Below are 20,883 nucleotides of genomic sequence, written 5' to 3'. Positions count from 1 at the left end.
TCAAAGATCCGTTGCGTTCGGAACCAACACAAGGTCCCGGATGGTGACATTGGCCGGGCGGGTCAGCATGAACACGATGCAATCGGCCACTTCCTTGGGCTGCATCAGGCTGCCTTCGGCGAGGGCCTCTTCCATCTTGGCCTTGGGCCAGTCATCCAGCAGGGCGGTCACCACCGGGCCGGGCAGGATCGCACCGACGCGCACGCCGTCCTTGGCCACTTGCCGCCGCACCGTATGGGTAAAGGCCTGCACGGCGTGTTTGGAGGCGGTGTAGATCGGCTCCCACACCACCGGGACCACCCCGGCAATCGAGCTGGTCAGGATCACATCGCCCGAGCCTTGCCGGGTCAGGTGGGGCAGAACCGCATGGACCGAGCGGAAGGCCGCATTGATGTTGAGGTTCAGCACCCGGTCCCAGACATCTGGATCGCCCTCGGTCACCGGCCCGCCCACATAGGCCCCCGCATTGGCATGAAAGGCATCGAGACGCCCGGTCGCGTCGAGGATCCGGGGGAGCATCTGCGCGACGCTGGCCGGATCGAGCAGGTCCGTGACCACCGGATGCGCCCGGGGTCCGAGCCGATCGCAGGCCGCTTCAAGCGCCGTCCGGTCATAATCCACTAGTGCCACCTGCGCCCCGGCCTGCAAACAGGCCTCTGCGGTGGCAAGCCCGATGCCCGACGCGGCCCCGGTGATCGCAATGGTCTTGTCTTGCAGGGATTGGGTCATGGGAACCTCCGTCAGATGCTGGAATAGCCGCCATCGGCCATGATGAGCGCGCCGTTGATCAGGTCGGAGGCGGGCGAGGCGAGATAGAGCGCGAGATCCGCGATTTCCTGGGGCTCGCCAAAACGGCCCAGAGGGGTGCGGGCAAGGAAGGGGTCCTTCTTCTCGGGCGCAGACCAGAGCGTGCGCCCCATAGCGGTCAGCACCACCGTCGGACAGATCGCGTTGACCTGCACATTATGGGGCGCTGCCTCGGTCATCAGGGCCTTGGTCAGCCCGTTCAGCCCAGCCTTGGAGGCCGTATAGGCCGCGTGGTCGGGCAGGGCGATCACCCCGGTCTGGGACGAGATGTTGATGATCTTGCCGCGCCGCCGGGCCTTCATCCCGGGCAGGAGCGCTTGAGACAGCAGAAATGGCGCGGTGAGGTTGATGGCAAGGGTCTCTTGCCAGTCCGCAAGCGCATAGTCCTCGGCCGGGCCAGTCAGAGCGACACCGGCAGAATTGACGAGGATGTCGAGCGCGTCACAGGCCGCGAGGGCGGTCTCGGCGATCCGGGAAACCTGCGCCGGATCTGACAGGTCTCCGGTCACGGGGACAAAGGTCCGCCCCTGCGCGGTCACGGTCGCACCGGTTTCGGCGAGCCGATCCGAATTGCGCCCATGGCCGATCACGGTGGCTCCGGCAGCGGCAAACGCCGTGGCGATCGCAGCCCCGATCCCGGAAGAGGCCCCGGTGATGAGCGCCGTGCGCCCGGCGAGGGAAAAACGATCTGACATGGGCTACTCCAGATTGGTGTGCCGGGCGCGCATGGTTTCGGCGCTCTGACCCAGACGGTCCCGCAGGTCGAGGATCAGCGCCTCACCGAAGAGAAACAGCAGCGCCTCATAGAGCGAGCCCATGGGCAGGATCGAGGCCGGGGCGGTCTGGTCATCGGCCATGGTCTGGGCGGGCAGGGTGATGGTCAGATCCGCCAACCCGGGCAGGGGGCCACCGGGTTGCGCGGTGAAACAGCAGATCGTCGCCGCCTGCGCCCGAGCGGTGCTCGCAAGGGCGGCAACGGTCGCGAAATCCCCGGGGCCCGCGCTGATCAGCAGGGTGTCGCCCGCGGCAATCGGGGGGACGGTCATGTCGCCGATCACATGGGTGTCGAGCCCAAGATGAAAGAGCCGCATGGCGATGGCCTTCATCATCAACCCCTCGCGGCCCACGCCATAGCAGAAGATCCGCTGGCTGCGGGCGAGCCGCTCCGCGAGCGGCCCGGTCTGGGCCAGCACCTCGGCGGTCACCCCGGTGGCGAGATCGGCGAGAATGCGGTCGGCGGTCGCGTGTCCGGTCATCCCGGCGTCCCCAGGCTGATCTGGATCTTGACGTCCGTGGGGCGGGCCTCCACCGCGCGGTCAAAGGCGGCGATACTGTCGGCAAAAGCGAAAGTGTCCGAGATCAACGGTTTGAGATCCACCTTGCCCGACCCGATCAGGGCAATGGCCCGATCATAGACATTGGCATAGCGGAACACGGTTTCCATGCGCAGCTCCTTGGATTGGGCCAGCACGATATCCACGGGCACCGGATCGACAGGCATGCCGACCCAGACGACACAGCCACCCGGGGCAGCAGCCTCGAGCGCGGTCTGGATCGAGGCAGGTGCCCCGGCGCACTCGAAGACCACATCCGCGCCCCAGCCGCCGGTTGCCTCTGCAAGGGTGCGAGCCGCATCCGTCTTGGTCACATTGATCGGGTGGACATTGTCATAGCCCCCGGCGATGGCCAGTTTCTCATCCACCACGTCGGTGATGTAGACCTCGGCACATCCGCCTGCGAGAGCGGCAAGGGCGACCATGATCCCGATCGGGCCCGCGCCGGTCACAAGGGCGATATCCCCCGGTGTGATCCGCGCCCGCGCTGCCGCCTGCATCCCGATGGCAAAGGGTTCGACCATGGCGCCCTCGGCAAAGGACACACTGTCGGGCAGTTTGTAGGTATAAGCCGCCGGGTGGATCACCGATGGGGTCAGGCAGCCATGGATCGGCGGCGTCGCCCAGAAGCGCACCGCCGGATCCACGTTATAGATGCCCAGCTTGGAGGCCTTGGACCGCGGGTCCGGAATGCCCGGCTCCATGCAAACCCGGTCGCCCGGGGCGAGATGGGTCACCTCCGCGCCCACGGCCCGAACCGTGCCCGACGCCTCATGCCCCAGAACCATGGGGGCCGTGACCACGAACGGGCCAATCTTGCCATGGGTATAGTAGTGCACATCGCTCCCGCAGATCCCCACCGTGTCGATCTCGATCCGCACGTCATCGGGGCCCAGATCCTCGGGAAGCGCGATCTCGCGCAGCGCCAGCTTGTGTTTTTCTTCCAGTACCAGGGCTTGGGCCATGGGTCCCTCCGGTGTCGTTGTCAGTCTGGGCTAGGGCCCTGCTTCGGCGAGCAGGGCCTGGGCGGTGGCTTCGTCAGTGACCAGCGTGTCGACAAAGCCGCGGGCGAGTGCGGCTTTGAGGATCGGCGCCTTGTGCAGGCCGCCGGCGGCAAGGATGACGTTCTTGATCTGGGCCAGCTCATCAAGAGAGACCCCGATGACCCGGCGATTGATGTCGTGGTCGATCAGATTCCCCTGCGCGTCGAGGATATGACCGGTGATATCGCCGACCCCGCCCTTGGCGATCAGGTCAGCCGGATTGATGTCCCGGGGCAGGGCGTCCCGCACCAGAAGCGAGCTCTGCAGATCGCCGGCCGCAATCGCCACGGCGTCCGAGCCGCGGATTTTCTCGACCATCTCGGCGATCACGTCCTGCTCGCGAAACAGACGCTGGCTCTCGGGGCTGCCCGCATAGAGCGGCGCGGTGAAAAAGCTGTGCTCGGCATTGCAGAGATCCGCGAGCCGGGTGGTGATCTCGTAGCCATTCACATCCGAGCCCCGGGTCACCCCGCCCATGATCGACACGATCTCAAGTTCCGGACGGTCGAGCGGCTGCATGAAACGGGTCGCGAGGTTCAGCGTATTGCCCCAGGACATGCCAAAGCGCGTCAGGCTCTGATCGGACAGAAGCTCGCTCAGATGCGCGCCGAGCCCCGCGCTGACCAGACTGGTGACCGAGCCCGGGTTGTCCGGCGTGGGCACGACCACCGCGCGCAGCAGGCGAAAGCGCCTCTCAAGCCGCCATTCAAGATCGGCGGCCGCTGCGTAGACCGAGTTCACGCTGATCCGCAGGATGCCGCGCTTGCGGGCCTCGCTCAGGGCCTTGTTGACCTTCAGCCGTGTGATGCCGAACCGGGATGCCGCATCGGCCTGGGTCAGGCCCTCGATCTCGCACGCCCAGGCGAGCCGCACGAGCAGCTGTTCTTCCGGGTCGATCTGGTCAAGTTTGATGGAGCGCGACATGGGGCTGGCCTTTTCAGGGAGGGGGGAGGAGGTCTGATCTGCAAAAGTATCGCGGATCAGGCCTTTGTATCACTTAACAGCCCCCATGGTCAGGCCGCGCACCAGCTGCTTCGACGCCAGAAGGGCGAAGATCAGCACCGGGATCACGATCAGGGTCGAGGTGGCCATGATCTTGCCATAGGGCAGGTTGTAGCCCTCCATGAATGACACGGCCATGGCCGGCGCGGTCTTGGCCTCGCTCCGGGTCAGGATCAGCCCGAACATCAACTCGTTCCACGAGAAGATGAACGAGAAGATCGCGGAAACCGCCACGCCGGGCATGGCCAACGGCAGGCAGATCTTGCGCATGATGGTGAATTGCGACGCCCCTTCGAGCCGCGCCGCCTCGTCGAGCTCGTAGGGCAGGCCCCGGAACTGGTCGGTGACGATCCAGATAACGATCGGCAGGTTGAAGGTCAGGTAGATCAGGATCAGCGTGATATGCTTGTCGAGGATCCCGAGGTTCCGCGCGATCAGGAAGAAGGGCAGGGCGAGCACGATGGGCGACACCATGCGGTTGGTGATGAACCAGAACCACAGGTCCTTCTTGCCGCGAAACTCGAACCGGGCGAGGGCGAAAGCCGCAGGCACCCCGAGGATCAACGCCAACAGGGTGGTCGAAACCGCGATGACCAGCGAGTTGATGAGCGTGCGCAGCACCCCATCCTCGAACAGCGCCTCGCGGTAATTGTCGAGGGTCGGGGCGAAGGTCCAGACCGGTGGCGCCTCAAGGGCGACGATCTGCGTTTTGAGCGAGGTCGTGACCATCCAGTAGAACGGAAAGACACAGAGCGTGATGATCGCGAGCAGCAGCAGGATCTGCCACAGGAGGGAGCGGTTGGTGGCCATGGATCAGACCTCCTTGTAGAACAGGCGGATGTAGATCTGCGCGAGCACGATCGTCACGATCAGGAGGATGATCGCCTGGGCCGAGGCAAGCCCCTGGTCGAAGCCGCGAAAGCCCACCCTCTGGATCATCAGCGAGATCAACTCGGTCGAGGCTCCGGGCCCGCCGCGCGTCAACGTGAACACCATATCAAAGAGCTTCAGCGTATCGGCCGTCCGCAGGATCAGCACCGCAGTCAGCCCCGGCAGCAGGAAGGGCAGCTGCACATAGCGCAGGATGGTCCACCAGCGTTTGGTCTCGAGCCGCGCAGCCTCTTCGACCTCGCCGGGGACCATGGTCAGGCCCGCCAGCAGGACAAGGGCGACAAAGGGCGTCCACTGCCACACGTCCCAGAAGATGATCATGATAAAGGCGTTTGTCGGATCGCCGATCCAGTTGATATCGGCCCCGCCAAGCAGCTGGTTCACCACGCCGAATTTCTGGTTGAACATCACCTGTCCCAGAAGGCCCACCACCGCATAGGTCGTCGCCATGGGCAGCACGAGGCTCAGCCGCGCGAGGGTTTTCATCAGAGTCAGCCCCGGCTGGTGCAGCACCAGCGCGATGCCCAGCCCAAAGATCAACTGCAGGGGCAAGGCGGTGCCGAGCAGGAAAAAGGTCCGACCCATCGCCTGCCAGAACACCTCGTCGGTCAGGACGGTCCAGTAATTCTCGAGCCCGATGAACTCGACCCGCTTGAGCTTGGTCAGGTTGTAGAAATGCAGGGATGTCCACACGGCGTAAAGCAGTGGCGCGATGCCCACGATGGCAAGACCGAATACGGCCGGACCAATGAAACTGAGAATGGTGCGGCGCGATACCTGCCCACGCATGACGTCTCCCCCCAAAATGTCGTCTGTGCTGCAACGGGGTGGCGCGCGGTGACGCGCCACCCCTGTTTGATCAATGTTCGCAGGGGGTTACTGCAGGAGCGGCTTGTCGTCGTCGTAGTAACCAGCATCCTCGAGGACTTTTTCCATCCGGCTGCCGATCTCTTCGGCGCCCTCCTCGGTGGTGACCTCACCCAGCATCATCTTGGTGCCCCATTCCTGCACGATCTCGGTGATCTCGGGCCATTCGGCAAAGCGCGGACGGAACTCCGGCACGCCTTCCTGCCAGCTTTCGACCAGTGCGGGGATGAAGGTATAGGTCTCGGCCAGCGCCGGATCCGCATAGACGGACTGGCGGGCAGGCACGCCGCCACGCTCGAGATACTCTTTGGCATTGGCCTTGGAGGTCGCCCACTGGATGAAGAGCCACGCCGCCGCGCGTTCCTTGTCATCCGCCTGCTCGGCCACCGCGAGGGAGAAGCCGCCAAGCGCGGGCTTGCGGCCTGCCGGGCCCTTGGGCTCGGGCGCGATGCCCACATCCGCCGCGATCTTGGACGTATCCGGATCCACCACGGAGGAATAGAAGGCCGACCACTCGGTGATCATCGCCACATCGCCCTGGGAGAAGGCGTTCACGGTTTCCGCATGGTCATAGGCAACGATGCCATCGGGCATGTACTGCATCAGCTCCTGGCGGAATTTCAGACCGGCCTGGCTCTCGGGGCTCATCAGGTTGGACCGGAAATCCGCGTCGAGGAAAGAGCCACCGAAGGGCCAGAGCATCCGCGCAAAGCTGTCCGCGGACTGGGTCTCGTTCCGCTTGGACTGCAGGGCATAGGCGTATTTGCCATCCTTGGTCAGCGCCGGACCATAGACGTTCATCAGTTCGTCCCAGGTTTCGGGCGGACCATCGAACCCGGCATCGGCCAGCATCTGCTTGTTGTAGAACATCAGGCCGGAATAGTTGTCGAAGGGCAGGCCATAGATCGTGTCATTCCAGCCGCCAAACGCGTTGAGCACGAGCGGAAAGAAGTCATCGAGATCGAGATCCGGGTCCACGATCTCAGGATAGTCCGCCATGATCTGGTCTGCGGGTACGATCCACTCGTTCTCGGCGAAGTTGCCGATCCAGACGAGGTCGATCAGCGCGATATCCAGATCACCGCCCGCCACGAAGTCCCGCACCTGCTCGCCGAGCGCGTTCTCGTAGGGGTGCTTGATGATGTTGATCTTGATCCCCGTCTCTTCCTCGAAGGCGGGCAGCATGGCCTCGATGGCCTCGTAACCGGGGCGCAGCAGGAACACGACATCAACGGTCGTCCCCGCATAGGGGGCAGCAGCCTCCTTCAGGCTCCAGCCATGGCCATCGGCCACGGCACCGGTGGCAATGATGCTGGCACAAGCGGCGCTGCACAGAAGTTTGCGCATGTTCTTCATTGGTTTTCCTCCCAAAAGGACTTCGTTGCTCAGACAAAGAATGTATTCGCAGCCATACAAAAGTATAATTACAACTTGCGAGTCAATACAAAAGTTTCTATTGAGTTACAAAAGCACGTTTGAGAGTTGCGCCACCAATGGGGCGTCATCTGCAGGAGGCCAGCCGTGGCGGGGATCAAGATCAACCAGCTCAACAAGTTCTACGGATCGATGCAGGCGCTGTTCGATGTCACGCTGGATATCGAGGATGGCGAGTTCGTTGTCTTCGTCGGGCCATCGGGCTGCGGAAAGTCCACATTGCTGCGCACGCTGGCCGGGCTCGAAGGGGTGGATACCGGTTCGATCGAGATTGACGGGCGCGACGTGACGAATGCAGAGCCGGCGGACCGCGACATCTCAATGGTGTTCCAGTCCTATGCGCTCTACCCGCATATGACCGTGCGCGAGAACATGGAATTCGGAATGAAGGTCAACGGGTTCGACCCGGCGACCCGGGCCGAACGCATCGCCGAGGCCGCCCGGATCCTGCAACTGGGCGACTATCTGGAACGCAAACCCTCGCAGCTCTCGGGGGGCCAGCGCCAGCGCGTCGCCATCGGACGCGCCATCGTCAAGAACCCCAAGGTGTTCTTGTTCGACGAGCCGCTGTCCAATCTCGACGCCAAGTTGCGGGTGCAGATGCGGGTGGAGCTCGAAGGGCTGCACAAGCAGCTCGACGCCACGATGATCTACGTGACCCATGATCAGGTCGAAGCGATGACCATGGCCGACAAGATCGTCGTTCTGAACGGGGGCCGGGTGGAGCAGGTCGGCTCGCCGATGGATCTCTATCACAAGCCCAATTCCCGCTTCGTGGCCGAGTTCATCGGCTCCCCGGCGATGAATGTCTTCCCAGCCGATACCGGGTTGCGGGATCTGAGTCTCGATGGGCGGGCCGCCTTTATCGGCTGCCGCCCGGAGCATTTCGAGCTGGTCGATGCCGCGCAGGGCCATGCGGACGCGACGGTGAAAGTGAAAGAACGCTTGGGCGGAGAGAGCCTGCTGTATCTCGGCGTGGCTGGCGGGGGCGACGTGGTGGCCCGCGTTGATGGCGATGATCCGACAGAGGTTGGCGCAACCGTTGGCCTGAAGATCCCCGAGGGCCGCCTGCATCAGTTCGACGCCGAAGGGCGCGCGGTCTGATCCGGCGCGGCCATGAACCAGTCCGTTCCCCTTGAGCCGCCCGGCCCGCGCGACATCACCGCAGGGATCGCGGCAGTGATCTTCGATTTCGACGGGGTGATCGCCGATAGCGAGCCGATCTCGCTGGCATCGCTGCGAGACGTGCTGGACCGCTCGGGGATCCCGATGTCGCTTGAGGAGGTCCGGGACCAGTTTCTCGGCAAATCCCTGCGTGCGATCACGGAATTCGCCACGCAGCGGGTCGACGGCCTTTGCGCAACGGACTTCGCGCGGCTCTGGCAGGACGCGCTCTTTGCCGAGTTCCGCCGCAGCCTGCAACCTGTGCCCGGCGTGATCGCCCTGCTGGACCGGCTTGAGGCGCGGGGCATCCCGTTCTGCATCGCCTCCAGCGGGACCTTCGAGCGGATCGGCATCGCGCTGGAGGCCATGGGCCTGACCGCGCGTTTCCCCCGGATCCTGAGCAGCGAGCTTGTGGCGCGCGGCAAACCGGCGCCGGATCTGTTTCTGCTGGCGGCCGAGCGACTAGGCGTGACCCCGGCCGAATGCCTGGTGGTCGAGGATTCCCTCTTTGGGGTTCAGGCAGCCGAGGAGGCAGGCATGCGTTCGGTCGGCTTTATCGGTGGCGGACATCTGGTGGATGTTCAGGCCGACCACAGTGCGGCGCTGCGCGCGGCGGGCGCAGCGGTTATCATGGCCTCGTTCGATGATCTGTTCGAAGACTGACGCGCCGGGCGGGGGCCCGCGCGGTTCGAGACGATCACACCATCTGCAAACGGAGCCGGTCGGGGAGGGCGGTGCATGAGTTATCTGGGGATTGATCTGGGGACCTCGGGTCTGAGGGCGCTGCTTGTCGGGACGGATGGGGTGCCCATCGGCTCCGCCGAGAGCAGTTATGCGGTCTCGAACCCAGCCCCGGGCTGGGCCGAGCAGGACCCTGCGGACTGGATCGCGGCGCTGGACATGGCCGTCGAGGACCTGCGCGCGCGTTATCCCGCATTTGCCGAGCTTCGCGGGATCGGCGTGGCCGGGCATATGCACGGGGCGACCTTGCTCGACGCCGGGGGCGCTGTGCTGCGACCCTGCATCCTGTGGAATGACACCCGATCCGAGCAGGAGGCCGCCGCGCTCGATGCGATGGCGGATGTCCGGGCGCTCTCGGCGAATATCGTCTTTCCGGGGTTCACGGCGCCCAAGCTTCTGTGGGTCAAGCACCACGAGCCCGAGATCTTTGCGAAGATTGCAAAGGTCCTGTTGCCCGCAGCCTACCTGAACCACCACCTGACCGGGGCCCATGTGGCGGATATGTCCGACAGTGCGGGCACCTCATGGCTGGATGTGGGGGCGCGGTGCTGGTCTGATCGATTGCTCGAGGCCGGTGAGATGCGCCGAGACCAGATGCCCGATCTGGTCGAGGGATGCGCCCCGGCCGGAGATCTGCGCCCCGAGCTGCGCCGCCGCTGGGGCTTGTCCGGGCCCGTGGTGGTCTGCGGCGGGGCAGGCGACAATGCCGCCGCGGCCTGCGGGATCGGCGCGTTGCAGGAGGGGGCGGGGTTCGTCTCGCTCGGCACGTCCGGTGTCGTGTTGCTGGCCCGCGAGCGGTTCAGCCCCGCGCCCGAGACCGCCGTACACACCTTTTGTCACGCGGTGCCAGATCACTGGTATCAGATGGGCGTGATGCTCTCGGCGACGGACAGCCTGAACTGGCTGTCGCGGATCACCAGCACGCGCCCCGCCGATCTGACCGGAGAGCTGGGCGACGCCCTGCAGCCGCCCGGCGATGTGCGGTTTCTGCCGTATCTCTCGGGCGAGCGGACACCGCATAACGACTCGCGGATCCGGGGCGGGTTCACCGGGATCGCCACCAGCACCGACCGCGCCGGTCTGACCCGCGCGGTGCTCGAAGGGGTGAGCTTCGGATTGCGGGATTCCCTCGAGGCTCTGAAATCCACCGGGGCGGATGTGGGCGCACTGACGGCCATCGGCGGTGGCAGTGCGTCGGAATACTGGCTGCGCCTTCTGGCTACGGTGCTGGGCGTGCCGCTCATCATCCCCGCCGGGCGGGAATTCGGGGCGGCTCTGGGGGCGGCGCGACTGGCGCAGATCGCGGTAACGGGGGCACAGCCGGCGGAGGTGATCACCGCTCCCGAGACCCGCCGCGAAATCGCACCCGATGCGACCCTCGCCCCGGCGTATGATGCCGCCTACCACGCCTTCCGCGCGGCCTATCCCGGCCTGAAACAGATCCAGTAAGGCGAGGTGATGCCGGTCTCGCGCCCTCCTCCGAACACAGGGAGCTGTCGCCTTGGCCGGATCACCGCCGGTATTTCGACCGGCTGGGGCGTGTTTCTGCGGGTTTCGGACCCGCAGCGTTTGACATCCCGGTCAAAGCGCGAATGCTTCTGCGCGAGAAAGCAGCACCCGCTGCCTGAGGGACCGCAACGCGCCCCAGGCGTCGCGGTCCGACCGTTTCGACCCCTTTTGCCCGATTGGAAGACCCCATGACCAACGCCCTCGCGCAGCTTCAAACCATGACCGTGATCGTGGCCGACACCGGCGATGCGGCCCTTGTCAAAGAACACAAGCCTCAGGATTGCACGACGAACCCGTCTCTGGTTCTGGCCGCGCTGGACAGCCCCGATGCCGAGGCGCTGATCGCCGCTGAGGTGGCCGAAGCCAAGGCCAAGGGGCAGGATGCGCGCGCGCTCTGCGATACACTGACCGTAGCGATCGGGGCGACACTCTCGACGTTGGTGCCGGGACGGGTCTCGACCGAGGTGGATGCGCGCCTGTCGTTTGACACGGAGGCCTCGATCCGGCGCGCCCACGAGATCGTCGAGGATTACGCCCGCCGCGGCGTGGAGAAAGACCGGATCCTGATCAAGCTAGCCTCCACCTGGGAAGGGATCCAGGCCGCCGCGACACTGGAAAAGGAGGGGATCAACTGCAACCTGACACTCCTTTTCGCCATGGAGCAGGCCAAGGCCTGCGCCGATGCGGGTGTGTTCCTGATCTCGCCCTTCGTGGGGCGGATCACCGATTGGTACAAGAAGGCCAATGGCGTCGACAGCTATGCCCCGGACGAGGATCCGGGCGTGCAATCGGTGCGCGAGATCTATGCCTATTACAAATCCCACGGCATCGACACCGTGGTGATGGGCGCGTCCTTCCGCAACACAGACCAGATCAAGGCACTGGCCGGTTGCGACCGGCTGACCATTGCGCCGAAACTGCTGCAGGCCCTGCGCGAGGATGACAGTGCGGTGCCCCGCATCCTCTCGCCCGGCGCGACCAGTGGCGCGGCGAACCCCACGCCGGAGACAGCGTTCCGCTGGGGTTTGAACGCCGACGCCATGGCCACCGAGAAGCTGGCCGAAGGCATCCGCAATTTCGACGCCGACCACCAGAAACTGCTGACGCTGTTGGCCGCGCGGCTCTGACCCCGCAGGCTGTGCGGTCCGACCCGGGGACCGACGGGCTAGGTCTGGGGCTCGGCGCAGACCGCGTGGGCCTTGCGAACGCGTTCGGTTGAGGCCGGAAACCGGCTGAGCTTTTCCGGCGGACGCACCGGGCGCGGCACGAAATTGCCCCCGCAATTCGGGCAGGTATTGTCGAACCGGTGCTCCGCGCAGGTCGCGCAGAATGTGCATTCAAAGGTGCAGATGCGGGCCTCGCACGAGGCGGGCGGCAGGTCCTTGTCACAGCATTCGCAATTCGGTTTCAGGTTCATCATCGGGCACACTCCGGGTTGTCTCTCTGTCTAGACTAGTCCTGTGAGCTCTGGCAGAAATGCCAAGATGCCGTCAAAAAGTGCCAAACCAGATCACCCGAGCCAGACCCCCAGATCGGTGGTCTTCGTGGTCTATCCCGATATCACCCTGCTGGATCTCGTCGGCCCGTTGCAGGTCTTTTCCCATGCCGAAGATCCCGCGACGCAAGACAAGGGATATGCCTGTCAGGTCGTGTCCGTGCCCGGCGGCATGATCGGGACGAACACCGTACTGTCGATCCCGACGCAGCCCGCGTCCGGCCTACAGGGGCATCCCATCCACACCCTGATCATCGTCGGTGGACAGGGGGCAATCCCGGGGATGCGCGACCCGCAGCTCGTGGCCGCCGTGCGGGACCTGGCCAAAGGGGCCGGGCGGGTCGCCTCCGTCTGTTCCGGGGCTCTCGTTCTGGCGGCGACGGGGCTTCTGGATGGACGGCGCGCCGTCACCCATTGGGATGATTGCGCCCGGCTGGCCGAGACCTTTCCGCAGGTTCAGGTCGATCTGGACCCGATCTTCATTCAGGATGGACAGGTCTGGACCTCCGCCGGGATCACCGCGGGCATCGATATGGCTCTGGCGATCGTGTCCGAGGATCTGGGCCGCGCCGCCGCGCTCAAGATGGCTCGGGCCATGGTCGCGCAGATGGTCCGATCCGGGGGGCAGTCCCAGTATAGCCCGGCCCTGACACGGCAGCTCCGCGATGGCGCGGGACGGTTCGAGCGCTTGCACCAGTGGATCTCGGACAATCTCGACGCGCCTCTGACCGTCGAAGCGCTGGCCGCCGAAGCGGGCATGAGCGCGCGCAACTTCGCGCGCAGCTACGCGAAATCCCTCGGCACGACCCCGGCCAAGGCCGTCGAGGCAATGCGGGTTGAACGCGCCCAGGAGCTTCTGGAAACATCGTCCAGAAGCGCCAAGCAGATTGCGACGCTCTGCGGCTTCCGAAGCGAGGACCGCATGCGACGCGCCTTTCTGCGGGGCCTGGGCGTTTCGCCCACGGACTACCGGCAGCGCTTTTGCGCTGAGGCCACACCCGGCAACGCAGGCTCCGCCTGAGTTGCACGTCTCAGGACGGGCCCTCCACCGTGTCGCTCTGGTCAATGATGCTGATGATCTTGCCATCCTGCACCCGGAAGGCGGATGCGCCTTGAAAGCTGAGCACTTGCCCCGCCACCCAGCCATTAGGCAGATCCATGGCCACTTCGGCGCGATAGCCGATCTCAACCAGGGTTGTATCCGCGACCGTGATCGCGTGGCGCACCCTTTGGGAGCGGCTTCGAAACGCCTCGGCCCCGGCGCGGGCCAGCGTTTCAAAGGCGGCCCGCCCCACGGTCTCTGCCGTTACGACCCCGTCCGAGATGTTCTGAAACGTCACCTCCTGCGCAAGACAGGCCAGCATGACCTCGACATCCTTGCGATTATAGGCGTCCAGATAGGTCTGGATGATTTCGGGCAGCCGGGTCATGTGATCTCGCGCGCCGCACCGGACACGCTCACAGAAGCGCCCGGTGTATCATCCAGGGCGACCTTGATCAGGGACGGACTGCCCATGTCTTCCCCTTGCCTAATGGTGAACCCGCCGCCATGGGGCCAGCCCGCATCGCGCAGATAGCCTGCGAATGCGGCGGCGGCGGCTCCTGTGGCCGGGTCCTCGAGCACGCCGCCCGAGGCAAAGGCATTGCGGGCGATGAAACTGCGACCCTCCTCGATATAGAGCAGCATGACAGTCACAAGGCCATGGGCACGCATGACCGATCGCCCGGCATCGAGGTCATAGGACATGGCGGCCAGACGGGCCCGGTCCCTCAGCGGCAGGACCACGTGATCCGCGCCACCATGGATATGCGCCGGCGCAAGGCGCGGGTCGAGATCGGCCCCGGTCAGATCAAAGAGGGTCAAGACATCGCGCAGCTCCGCCTCGGACAGCGCGCGGCTCTTGGTCGGGGGCGAGGACAGGGTCGCGAGCATCCCATGCTCTGTCGCCTCTGCCGCAACGCTGATCGTGGCGTCGTTCAGAACAAGCGTATAGCTCCCCGCGCCACCCTGCGCGCCAAGCGCCGCCCCAAGAGCAATCGTGGCATGCCCGCAAAAGGGCACCTCGGATTCCGGCGAGAAATAGCGCACGCGCCATGTCCTTGCGTCGCCTTCCTGCGCCACGGCAAAGGCGGTCTCGGAATAGCCGATCTCAGCCGCGACACGCGCCATCTCGGCGGCGCTGACGGCGTCCTGCAAAAGGACAACACCAGCCGGGTTGCCCCCTTCGGAGCCTTGGCTGAAAGCGGCAATGCGTTGAATGTCCATGGGGACCTCCTGACTTTCATTTGCGGGGAAGCTACCCGATCCGGCAGGTGCATGTCCCCGCATTCTCAATGGCGGTTTCTCCTTTTTGCTTTCTGATTGATGCTTGTTTGCCTATCCTTCCTTCATGTCCAAATCCCTTGATCAAACAGACTACCGCATCGTGGAAATCCTCGAATCTCATGGCCGGACCAGCCTCGCCGAGATCGGCAAGGATGTCGGCCTTTCGGGCCCGGCGGTGGGCGAGCGCCTGCGCAGCCTGCAGGAGCAGGGCCATATCACCGGCTTTGGCGGTCGGATCGACTTGCGGCGGTTCGGATACAGTATTCAGGCGCTCGTGCGGATCAAACCGCGCAGCGGCCAACTGCACGCGGTGGAGCGCATGATCGAGGAGCAACCCCGTTTCATGGCCTGCGACCGGGTCACCGGGGAGGATTGCTATGTCGCCCGACTGGCGCTGCGGGACATTTCCGAGCTGGACGATATCCTCCTTCCTTTCCATGACCGGGCAGAGACAAACACCGCGATCATCAAATCCTCGATGTTCGATCCGCGATTGCCGCCCTTGCAGGAGGGGGTCTGATCCGGTTGGCCCGGGCTTCGCTGGCCAAGGGGCGGGCGCGAACAAGTGCGAGGCATTCGATCGCTCCGCCCTGTCAGCGCACAGGTCACTGGACCACTGATCGACGTGATCACCTCTGGCCGCACGGGATGGTTCGGCGCTTTCGTAGGAAAGTGGCCATCCCCGAGCGGTGAAATCGCTGCAATCTTCCGGGTCAGCGCGACAGGGACCGGACCCGGTCCGACCCCGACCCAAGGCAGGTGACACGGATGACCCAACTCTCGGTGAACATGAACGTGGCGGCTCTGTTGCGGAACCGGCGCGGCCACCCCTGGCCGGATGTGCCCGGGCTCGCCCGCGCCGCGCTGACCGCTGGGGCCGCTGGTCTGACCCTGCATCCGCGCCCCGATGCCCGGCACGCCACTGCCGAGGATGCCTGGACCTTTCGCCGGATGATCGACGCGCACTTTCCGAATCGCGAGTTGAACATCGAGGGCTATCCGGATCCACGCTTCCTGTCCCTGGTCGAGGCCGTGCGCCCCGAGCAGGTGACCCTTGTTTCGGATGCGCCGGATCAGGCGACCAGCGACCACGGATGGGATTTTCGGGCACAGGCGGCGGAGCTCGCCGACTGGGTTGCGCGTCTGAAATCAGCGGGCTGCCGGGTGGCGCTCTTTGCCGATGCGGAAGCCGCGCACATGTCCGATGCGGCGGCGACAGGGGCAGACCGGGTAGAGCTCTATACCGGACCCTATGGCAGCGCGCATGCCGATGCCGGTTTGGCCGCGCACGAGTTGCACCGCTTGGCGCAGGCGGCGATGGCCGCGCGGGGGTGCGGTCTTGGGGTGAATGCCGGTCACGATCTGACGGTGCCGGGCACGCGTGCTCTGCTCGCGCAAATCCCAACGATAGACGAGGTGTCGATTGGTCATGCGCTGTTTTGCGATGCGCTGAGCTTCGGGATGACCGAGACCGTACGCCGCTACCTGTCGGCCTGCCAAACCGCCGGACTGTCTGCCGAGCCCCAGTGATCCAGACGCGATGGTGTCATGGCCAGAGCAGACTGGCCGTGAGTACGAGCCCCAACCCTGTGACCGCCTGCAGCGTCGCCCCGCTGGCCAGCACCCAGAGCGCGCGCGTATCCCGCGGCTCCCGCCCAAGGGCATCCCGGCGCACCAGCCAGAAATAGCTGTCATTGGGCAAGATCGCGATGAAGGAGCCGAGACAGATGGCATAGACCGCGGCGACCGGATCGAGCCCGGCGGCGGCCACGACCGGTGCAGCGACCGGCGCCACCGAGGCAAAAGTCGCCATGGACGACCCCTGGACCAGCTTGAACACCACGGTCAGACCAAAGAGCCCGATCAGGGCCCCGATCCCGCGTCCATCGGGGACGAGATCCGCCAGTGGCACCAGATGCGTCAACACCGCGCCAAAGGCACTGGCCGCGCCGATCACAAGCAGGAGCGACCCCGTTCGCCCCAGCGCAGCATCCCAACACGCGCGCCGGTGCCGCGGTGCGGTTTGCAACAAGGCCAGACCCGCCGCTGCCAAGAGCGCACCCTTCGGTTGCAGCAGGAAATCGACGAGGTTTTGCCCCGTCGGCCCCATCGCAGCCCCCATCCCCAGCAAGCCCGCCAGCACGCCGAACGCCGCGAAGGCCCGCACCACCTTGCGGGTCGCAGCATCGGGCACGGCTGAGGCAGGGTCCTTTCCGGATCCGTCATCCGGCGCTCGGGTCACCCGCCCCCAGAGCACACCGACCGCCCATACGGGTAAAAGGAGGGCAATCCCGGCCAGTGCCAGATCTGCGGCCAGACCGTCCTGCCCCGTGACGCCCAGCCCCGTCGCCACCAGAAGCGGCCCTGCCGGATAGAGCAGCTTGAACCCGGCATAGGCCCCAAAGGCCACATCGATCTTGTGCCTCCCCGCGGCGGGGGAAAGCGCAGCATAGGCCGTGTCCGGGCAGATCATGCCCGCCCCCGCAACCGGAGAGGCCAGTGCCGCCACTCGCCCCGCATTGGGGGACGCGATCTCTGCATGGCCCAATGCGGCAGCCAGCACGAAAGATGGCAGCAGGATCAGCGCGAACTCGCCAAGGGCAAGCCCGAAACTGGCATTATAGGTGCGCACCAACATCTCAGCGCTGAGCCCACCGGCCAAGCCGAGCGCCAGCGTTGCCAGCACCATCCATACGACCAGCGGCAGATCCGGGACCGCGCGGCGCAACAGGCCAGCCAGATCCCGCCCCGGGATCTGCCCTTGTGCTTTCGGCTCGGTGACGCGCGACATGGATCCCTCCACTTGGATGCTTATCACTCATGCTATTGCCCCGAATTGATTTGACGAAATGAGTAGTTTACGATCTCAACATGAGTTTTTCTCATCATGATCGGCGGCCAGACCCGCGCCCCTCCTTGCGGAGCCTCGAGGTCTTTGTGGCGGCGGCCGAGCATGGCAATTTCACCGCGGCCGGGCGCGCGCTCGGCATCACCCAGAGCGCGGTGTCGCGCCAAGTGGCGGATCTCGAGTCGATGATCGGGGTCGTGCTGTTCTTGCGCCGGGGCGCGCGGCTCAGCCTGACCCCCACAGGTGGCCGCCTCGTCGCAGGTTTATCCCCCGCGCTGGCGGATGCGCGCCGGGCCGTGGCTGAGGTGGCCAGCGCGCAGGCGGTCGTCACGCTCTCGATGTTGCCATCGGTGGCCGCGAAATGGCTGGCGCCCCGGCTTGGCGGGTTCGTGTCAGCCCATCCCTATATCGACCTGCGGGTCAGCGCATCGCGCCATCTGGTGGACTTTGCCGCCGAGGGGATCGACGCGGCCATCCGGTATGGACCGAAGCCCGCGCCCGGGCTGGTGGCGCACCCGCTTGCGGAGGAAACCGTCACACCGGTCGCCGCCCCCGGCTATGTTCGGGACCACGCCTTGCATGCCCCCGCGGATCTCGCACGCGCGACGCTTCTGCATGGGGACATTCCGGAGGATTGGCCGGAATGGTGCGCCGCCGCCAGCGTGCCAATGCCGCCCCCGGAGGGACCGCGCCTCGGCGATGACACCACCATCTTGCAGGCCGCCATCGAGGGCAACGGCGTCGCTCTCGGGCGGTCCCACCTGATCTCCGAGGACATTGCGGCGGGGCGGCTGGTGGCGCCGTTTCCCACCCACCTGAAGGCGCGCTACGCCTACTGGTTTGTGTACCCGGAGGGTTTGGAACCGACCGCTGCCCTGATCGCGGTGCGGGACTGGACCATTGCGGCCTTCGCCGCGACATAAGCATGATCAGAGGGTCAGGCTCAGGCGATACTCGACCCCGATACGGCCCTGATGCGCTGCGCCACTGTCTTGCATTCCCGCGCCACGGTAGAGTGCCAGCGCAGCGGCATTCTCCGCATCGACCGCGAGGCAGAGCCGGCGGGCATCGGACCAGTGCCGCGACACGGTCTCAACCGCGCATTCCAGAGCCTTCCACCCCAGACCACCGCCCTGATAGGGCGTAGCGATCTTGAACCCGTGGAGCGACACCGCATCACGCGCAACCCAGTCCGGCGAAAGCGGTGGTCGTTTTAACAGGACCAAACCGATCGGCATTTCGTCCCGCAGAAAAGCCAACCCCAACAGGCACCGGGGCTCGGATGTCCGCCACTCCGCGAGCGAGGCATCGAAACTGCCTCCGAACTCTTCTTGGTCCGGCGTCACGCTCAGCGCGGCAAGTGCCGCCAGATCTCTGGCAGCCAGCGCTTCAAAGGCGACCGCCGTCACAGCGTGAGGTCGGGCCGCGCCCGTCATGTGAGCGCCCGGCGGGGTTCCAAACCAAGCGGGCCGTCCCGCCAAGGCGCAAACCGACAAAAAGCGCGCTCAAGCGTGGTGCCCGACCCCGTGGCGAGCAAACCAGTTTTCCTTGGTAGCCTGCCTAAAGTTGCGGTTGCTATCCGCTGCGAACTGATCGAACGCAGTGCGCCGACCCCATCCCAGATCGCCCAGCGATGGGATCCATCCTGTTCCGCTCGGCGCGGGATAAGCGCGAAGGGCATCGGGCAGGCTCCTGTTATGGGTCGAATACGCGCAGTTTACCCGGTCAGGCAGGCACCTGCAGGGACAGCTTTGGGGGAAATCCGCGGACCACTTGTCAGGACGGCCCTCTCACAGCTCGGGCAGGGCCTCTGCAATGGCGGTGGCCAAACGCGCGGCGGCACTCGGGTTTGCCCGCGCAAATCCGATGACGAGGCCACGCGCCGGGCTGTCGATGCAGAGCCGCGACAGGGGCAGGACCTGAAACCCCCGTGCCCAGAGGTGGTCCTTGATCCGGCCATCATCCGTGCCGTCGGGCAAGCGCAGGCAGATCTGCAGCCCGCCATCCGGTTTCGAGACCGCGATATCCGCGCCCAAACGACTGTGCAGCGCATCCGTGAGGCACAGCATCCGATCCTGATAGATCCGTGCCGTCGTCCTGAGATGTCGCGCGAAACGACCGGAACTGATGAACTCTGCCATGGCGGCCTGAACATGGGTGTTCACGCTGGCCCCGATCGCGCGGTGGGCGCGGCGCACAGGCGCCACCAGATCCGGCGGCACGATCAGCCATCCCAGGCGCATGGCCGGCATCAGGCTCTTGGACAGGGTCCCAAGGAGCGCCACGGACGCCGCCTTGTCCAAGGCAAAGACGGGTGGCACATCCGCGCCTTTCCAGACGAAATCACCGTCATAATCATCCTCGATCACGATGGCATTCTGCGCCTCGGCGAAGGCAAGAACATCCAGCCGCCGCGCGAGCTGCATCCGGGTTCCGGTCGGGTATTGCGTCGACGGCGTGACATAGATCAGCCGGGTCCGCTCCGTCGTTTCGGCCCGGCGCAGATTCTGAGCCAAAGCACGCGTCCTAAGGCCCTTCGCCTCGAACAGGGCCTTGCCGCCTGCATAGCAGGGATCCTCCATCACGACCGTATCGCCGGGATCGCTGAGCAGATCCGTTATCAGCGACATGCCACTTTGCGTGCAGGGCAGGATGAAGAGCTGCTCGGGCGAGACAGAGACGCCGCGGCTGCGCTTGAGATGCAGCGCGAGCGCCTCGCGCAGGAGCGGCAGGCCCTGGAACGATTCATACATGTCGAGCCCGCCACGATTGCGCCGAGCCACGCGCCTCAGGCAGATCGCCCAATCGTCGCGAGGAAACAGGCTGGGATCCGGCAGGCCCGGCGCAAACGCCTCAACCTTGCCCGTTTCGTAGCCTGCGCGGTGATCCGCGCTGAGGGCCCGGCCCCGCTCGGAGAGGAAAATCGCAGTTTGTCGGGCTGTGCGCTTGGGCTGCAACTCGGGCAGGGCGCAGACCCTGGGGCGCGCGCCGCGCCGGGTCTCAATCACGCCTTCGGCCTGCAAACCCTCATAGGCCTCGATCACCGAATTCCGCGACATCGCCAGAGCATGGGCCGCCTTGCGCGTAGAGGGCAGTTCATCCTGCGGCCTCAGAACCTGTTCGGTCACGCCCCGCCGAATGGCCAGACGCAGGGCGCTGACCTTTCCCACATCGGGGGGCGCGTATTTCTCGATCAGGGCGGCGATCTCAAGTGGTTCTATCATCTGGACAGCTTTTCGGATAAATCTGAGACTAGCTTGAAGGCTGAACCGCGATCATTCAAGCCAGAAAGGTCAGCAAGAGTGACCTGAGCGGTGCGCGCCTGCGATATGGCGATCCTGCTCTTCGAAGAAGTCGATAACGGTTCAAGCTGACATCGTGTTGCGCCGGGTTACCGCGCTCCGGTCTTGATGGGCTCTGGG

At 65.2% G+C, this 20,883-nt stretch carries 22 protein-coding genes; 8 read left to right on the top strand and 14 right to left on the bottom strand.

Translation table 11 applies throughout. The features are described 5' to 3' along the window. From ACP150_RS20990 to ACP150_RS20955, 8 genes are all read right to left on the bottom strand, one after another. The gene (locus tag ACP150_RS20990; protein ID WP_424968673.1) at positions 1-729 is read right to left on the bottom strand and encodes an SDR family oxidoreductase; all 729 of its coding nucleotides are present in this window, start codon (positions 727-729) and stop codon (positions 1-3) included. 11 nt (positions 730-740) lie between these two features. Then, positions 741-1,502, bottom strand: coding sequence for an SDR family NAD(P)-dependent oxidoreductase (locus ACP150_RS20985; RefSeq protein ID WP_424968672.1), 762 nt, complete (start codon positions 1,500-1,502; stop codon positions 741-743). 3 nt (positions 1,503-1,505) lie between these two features. Further along, positions 1,506-2,063, bottom strand: a complete 558-nt coding sequence (gene hxlB, locus ACP150_RS20980; protein WP_424968671.1) for a 6-phospho-3-hexuloisomerase — start codon at positions 2,061-2,063, stop codon at positions 1,506-1,508. Beyond that, positions 2,060-3,106 (bottom strand): NAD(P)-dependent alcohol dehydrogenase, encoded by a 1,047-nt coding sequence (locus ACP150_RS20975; protein WP_424968670.1) that lies wholly within the window; start codon positions 3,104-3,106, stop codon positions 2,060-2,062. The genes hxlB and ACP150_RS20975 overlap by 4 nt, the downstream gene beginning before the upstream one ends. A 30-nt stretch (positions 3,107-3,136) precedes the next feature. Then, on the bottom strand, positions 3,137-4,108 hold the full coding sequence (locus tag ACP150_RS20970) for a sugar-binding transcriptional regulator (protein ID WP_424968669.1): 972 nt from the start codon (positions 4,106-4,108) through the stop codon (positions 3,137-3,139). A 69-nt stretch (positions 4,109-4,177) separates the two neighbouring features. Continuing rightward, complete coding sequence (locus tag ACP150_RS20965; protein ID WP_424968668.1) at positions 4,178-4,996, bottom strand: carbohydrate ABC transporter permease; 819 nt, start codon at positions 4,994-4,996, stop codon at positions 4,178-4,180. A 3-nt stretch (positions 4,997-4,999) separates the two neighbouring features. Beyond that, positions 5,000-5,866, bottom strand: a complete 867-nt coding sequence (locus ACP150_RS20960; RefSeq protein WP_424968667.1) for a carbohydrate ABC transporter permease — start codon at positions 5,864-5,866, stop codon at positions 5,000-5,002. Between the two features lie 87 nt (positions 5,867-5,953). After that, positions 5,954-7,300, bottom strand: coding sequence for an ABC transporter substrate-binding protein (locus ACP150_RS20955; RefSeq protein ID WP_424968666.1), 1,347 nt, complete (start codon positions 7,298-7,300; stop codon positions 5,954-5,956). A 165-nt stretch (positions 7,301-7,465) separates the two neighbouring features. On the opposite strand from ACP150_RS20955, the gene ACP150_RS20950 reads away from it, so the two are divergent. The 4 genes from ACP150_RS20950 (at position 7,466) to tal (ending at position 11,919) form a co-directional block, all read left to right on the top strand. After that, complete coding sequence (locus ACP150_RS20950; RefSeq protein WP_424968665.1) at positions 7,466-8,482, top strand: ABC transporter ATP-binding protein; 1,017 nt, start codon at positions 7,466-7,468, stop codon at positions 8,480-8,482. 12 nt (positions 8,483-8,494) lie between these two features. Continuing rightward, complete coding sequence (locus ACP150_RS20945) at positions 8,495-9,205, top strand: HAD family hydrolase (RefSeq protein WP_424968664.1); 711 nt, start codon at positions 8,495-8,497, stop codon at positions 9,203-9,205. 75 nt (positions 9,206-9,280) lie between these two features. After that, positions 9,281-10,732, top strand: a complete 1,452-nt coding sequence (xylB, locus tag ACP150_RS20940) for a xylulokinase (RefSeq protein WP_424968663.1) — start codon at positions 9,281-9,283, stop codon at positions 10,730-10,732. Positions 10,733-10,980: 248 nt separating this feature from the next. Next, on the top strand, positions 10,981-11,919 hold the full coding sequence (gene tal / locus ACP150_RS20935) for a transaldolase (protein ID WP_424968662.1): 939 nt from the start codon (positions 10,981-10,983) through the stop codon (positions 11,917-11,919). Between the two features lie 38 nt (positions 11,920-11,957). On the opposite strand, the gene ACP150_RS20930 is transcribed toward tal, so the two are convergent. Then, a complete protein-coding gene (locus ACP150_RS20930) occupies positions 11,958-12,212 on the bottom strand; it encodes a DUF1272 domain-containing protein (protein WP_424968661.1) in 255 nt (84 codons plus the stop codon). Positions 12,213-12,276: 64 nt separating this feature from the next. On the opposite strand from ACP150_RS20930, the gene ACP150_RS20925 reads away from it, so the two are divergent. Next, positions 12,277-13,308 (top strand): GlxA family transcriptional regulator, encoded by a 1,032-nt coding sequence (locus tag ACP150_RS20925; protein WP_424968660.1) that lies wholly within the window; start codon positions 12,277-12,279, stop codon positions 13,306-13,308. 10 nt (positions 13,309-13,318) lie between these two features. On the opposite strand, the gene ACP150_RS20920 is transcribed toward ACP150_RS20925, so the two are convergent. Further along, a complete protein-coding gene (locus ACP150_RS20920; protein WP_424968659.1) occupies positions 13,319-13,717 on the bottom strand; it encodes a nuclear transport factor 2 family protein in 399 nt (132 codons plus the stop codon). Continuing rightward, positions 13,714-14,553, bottom strand: coding sequence for a PhzF family phenazine biosynthesis protein (locus tag ACP150_RS20915; protein ID WP_424968658.1), 840 nt, complete (start codon positions 14,551-14,553; stop codon positions 13,714-13,716). The genes ACP150_RS20920 and ACP150_RS20915 overlap by 4 nt, the downstream gene beginning before the upstream one ends. Positions 14,554-14,677: 124 nt before the next feature. On the opposite strand from ACP150_RS20915, the gene ACP150_RS20910 reads away from it, so the two are divergent. Together ACP150_RS20910 and ACP150_RS20905 are read left to right on the top strand one after the other, a co-directional pair. After that, positions 14,678-15,133: an Lrp/AsnC family transcriptional regulator gene (locus ACP150_RS20910; protein WP_424968657.1), complete on the top strand. Its 456-nt coding sequence runs from the start codon at positions 14,678-14,680 to the stop codon at positions 15,131-15,133. Positions 15,134-15,381: 248 nt separating this feature from the next. Next, positions 15,382-16,143 (top strand): pyridoxine 5'-phosphate synthase, encoded by a 762-nt coding sequence (locus tag ACP150_RS20905; RefSeq protein ID WP_424968656.1) that lies wholly within the window; start codon positions 15,382-15,384, stop codon positions 16,141-16,143. Positions 16,144-16,159: 16 nt separating this feature from the next. Here the strand turns inward: ACP150_RS20905 and ACP150_RS20900 are convergent, their stop codons facing one another. After that, positions 16,160-17,404 carry a hypothetical protein gene (locus ACP150_RS20900; protein ID WP_424968655.1) on the bottom strand — a complete coding sequence of 415 codons (1,245 nt, stop codon included), beginning with the start codon at positions 17,402-17,404 and terminating at the stop codon, positions 16,160-16,162. A gap of 80 nt (positions 17,405-17,484) precedes the next feature. Here ACP150_RS20900 and ACP150_RS20895 point away from each other — a divergent pair, with 80 nt between their 5' ends. Further along, the gene (locus tag ACP150_RS20895) at positions 17,485-18,384 is read left to right on the top strand and encodes a LysR substrate-binding domain-containing protein (protein WP_424968654.1); all 900 of its coding nucleotides are present in this window, start codon (positions 17,485-17,487) and stop codon (positions 18,382-18,384) included. Between the two features lie 6 nt (positions 18,385-18,390). Here ACP150_RS20895 and ACP150_RS20890 read toward each other — a convergent pair whose 3' ends face one another. Both ACP150_RS20890 and ACP150_RS20885 read right to left on the bottom strand, forming a co-directional pair. Further along, complete coding sequence (locus tag ACP150_RS20890; RefSeq protein ID WP_424968653.1) at positions 18,391-18,897, bottom strand: GNAT family N-acetyltransferase; 507 nt, start codon at positions 18,895-18,897, stop codon at positions 18,391-18,393. 354 nt (positions 18,898-19,251) lie between these two features. Next, positions 19,252-20,685 carry a PLP-dependent aminotransferase family protein gene (locus ACP150_RS20885; RefSeq protein ID WP_424968652.1) on the bottom strand — a complete coding sequence of 478 codons (1,434 nt, stop codon included), beginning with the start codon at positions 20,683-20,685 and terminating at the stop codon, positions 19,252-19,254. Positions 20,686-20,883 lie beyond the last annotated feature (198 nt).

The sequence above is a fragment of the Dinoroseobacter sp. S375 genome (genome assembly GCF_049800775.1).
Lineage (GTDB): Bacteria > Pseudomonadota > Alphaproteobacteria > Rhodobacterales > Rhodobacteraceae > Dinoroseobacter.
This window is presented reverse-complemented; position numbering and strand designations above follow the sequence as displayed.